Consider the following 2,771-nt stretch of genomic DNA (forward strand, 5'->3'; position numbering starts at 1 on the left):
CTGGATCTTCTGCTGTGTTGTCTACTGTCGTAATGCTTACTACTGTATCTACACTGCTTGGATTAGCTATACTTACTGGTACACTTGCTGTTCCTGCATCTTCGGCTACTGTTACATCTCCTACTTCAAAGGATGGCAATGTACAGAAACTAACATCGTACATACTAAAACCTGGTGATGAACTACCAGTATAAGTGGCTCCGGAAACTAGAGTGAAACTAACAACTACCTGATCAACACGGCTTGTGAAATAAACACTTACTACACCATCTGAAGAAGCAGAGCCTGAAGCGGGAACTTCAACTGCATCAGCTGTTACTACATTTCCAGTAATCGTATGTATACTAGAACCTAATAGTATAGGACTAACTGGCGCACCATTCAAAAATCCCTGAACAGTAACAGATTCACGATAATTAACCGTTGATCCATTATTTCCTCCGTCTATATCAAATAATGAAAAATTGACGCCTTCCAAACCTACTTGAGAGGTTCCTAAATCGACTGTTAAATCAATCGATCCACCATCCAAATCAGAAGCTAAAGAAGCTAAGATCAACTGGTCATCAGTAACTGCCAAATCTCCCTGGTAAAAAGGAGCAACAGCAGGAGAACCACCTGTAAAAGAACCTCCTGTAGGAGGAGCAGCTGTAAATAGAAGTTGAGCTCCATTTACAGTATAGCTATTAGAAGTTTCTCCCGAATTCCAACCACTAGTTGACCAGTCAAAGGTTTGATCGCTTACACAACCAAGATCAGGAGCATCATCATCATTAATAGTAACAATACCAGAATCGGAAGAATCACTCGTATTACCACTAACAACTGTTCCATTAACGGTGAAATTTTCAACAGGCTCATTAACAGCATCATTGATAATAGGAACAGAAACATTTACAGTAGTCTGGCCAGCAGGAATAGTAACTGTAACCGTTGTTGTTGTATAATCTGCTGGATCTTCAGCACTGTTGTCTACTGTAGTTATATTTACTATTGTATCTTCCGCACTTGGGTTACTAATGCTAACAGGAACCGTTGCACTACCACCATCTTCAACTACAGTTACATCACCTATTTCAAGAGCTATAAATAACACCGGAGTATCAGCTGTAGCAGCTGGTGGTGTAGGAGCCTCATCACTGGTAACCAATACACTATTTGTTAAAGTAGCTTCTGCATCAACATCAGCCTGAGTGACTGTGTAAGTAGCCTCATAGGTAAAAGTCTCACCGACCTCTAATATACCATTTGCTGTCAAGCTTTCAGTCGCACCACTTAAAGTTCCTGCACCAGAGCCTGGATAAGTTTCTACTACAGCTACATTATTAATACTTACATTTCCATTATTAGTAACAACAATACTATAAGTAATAACTTGGTTTGCAGCAGTTACTGGTGAAGGACCTGAGATTTGATTTTTAGTTACTATTAAACTTGGGTTCTGTGGTATAACAGTCTCTGTTACATCATCTTCAACATTTCCATCACCATCATTACCATCGTCTGAGATGTCTGAAATATTATCTCCATTATCATCAATAGCACTTGCGGTAGCCTGATTATTAACCTGTCCATTATCAATATCATTCTGATTAACGGTATAAGAAGCTGTAAAAGTTAATGTAGCTCCAGGTCTTAAATCTAATGCATCTCCTTGACCATCCTCATCTGTACCACCAGAACTGTAAGTTGGAACTGGAACAGGTGTATTATCACCAGTAAAAGTTCCTAAATTCTCAACAACATTAACATCAAAAGCAAAATTTGAACCAGTATTTTCTACTTCATATGTATAAGAAATTACCCCTGTAGCAGGATTGAATGAACTAGTCTTGGTAACTTCTATAGTTGTAGAACAAGCAACATTAATTGATGGATCTAAAAAGTCAAAAGTCGTCGTACCAGTCATTGTCGGAGAAGTATAACCTTGACCCATTTCTCCAGAAGTAACTAATCCATCACCATCAACGGATTCTGGAGCAGCATTTCCAAGGATTCCATCCTCGTCCGCTTTCGCGAAAGCGTCAATAAAACCAGCCTCTACCGTATCACTACAACCGTCACCATCAGAATCATCATCTAAATAATTAGGAATAGTATCTCCATCTTGATCAGGAGCGTTTAATATTACAATAGTAGGATTTGACCCAAAATCATCGATAACACACTCATCAAACTGAACACTATAAAATCTACTTTGAGCTGTATTTATGTTTTTAGTTACACCAATTACATAATTGAATTGATTAACATCTTGGCGTTGAAAGAAGACTTTATATCTAGGATCCGTATCAATTGGCTCAGTAGGAGCAGAACCTGTTCCATTAGCTCTAAATTGAGTAATTCCACCAGGTAAATCGGTTGCTATTACATTAGTAGGTTCGTTTAAAGAGTATCCAACAAGATTAGTAAGTCGATAAAATTCACGAGTCCTTCCAGATCCATCGCTATCTATATCTTGAATAAATCCACCTATTCTTTCTACAGTAGCTGGAATCGCGTTGTTAGAAGACTCTACTAATTCAACTCTAAAACTTATTGTAAGGTCACCGTTAGAACCAGCAGTATAATTAATAACTGGTTGCCAAGCGTTAGCATCACCGGTAGCATTATCAATACTACTTAAGGTAGCTCCCGCAGATCTTTGAGTAATCTCAATAATTGCATCGACCCCAGGTCTAACAGATGGAAATCTATACCTCGCCCCTACGTTACCTGGAGTACCACTTAACAAAGTTGCACCAGCAAAATTATATGTTTGACCTGTACAT

At 38.6% G+C, this 2,771-nt stretch carries 1 protein-coding gene; it reads right to left on the reverse strand.

The annotated features are described in order from the left end of the window. Positions 1-2,771: Calx-beta domain-containing protein (locus A9Q93_RS00500; protein WP_303685409.1), on the reverse strand; the 2,771-nt coding region annotated here is incomplete at both ends.

The sequence above is a fragment of the Nonlabens dokdonensis genome (assembly GCF_002162835.1).
In the GTDB taxonomy this organism is placed as follows: Bacteria; Bacteroidota; Bacteroidia; order Flavobacteriales; family Flavobacteriaceae; genus Nonlabens; species Nonlabens dokdonensis_B.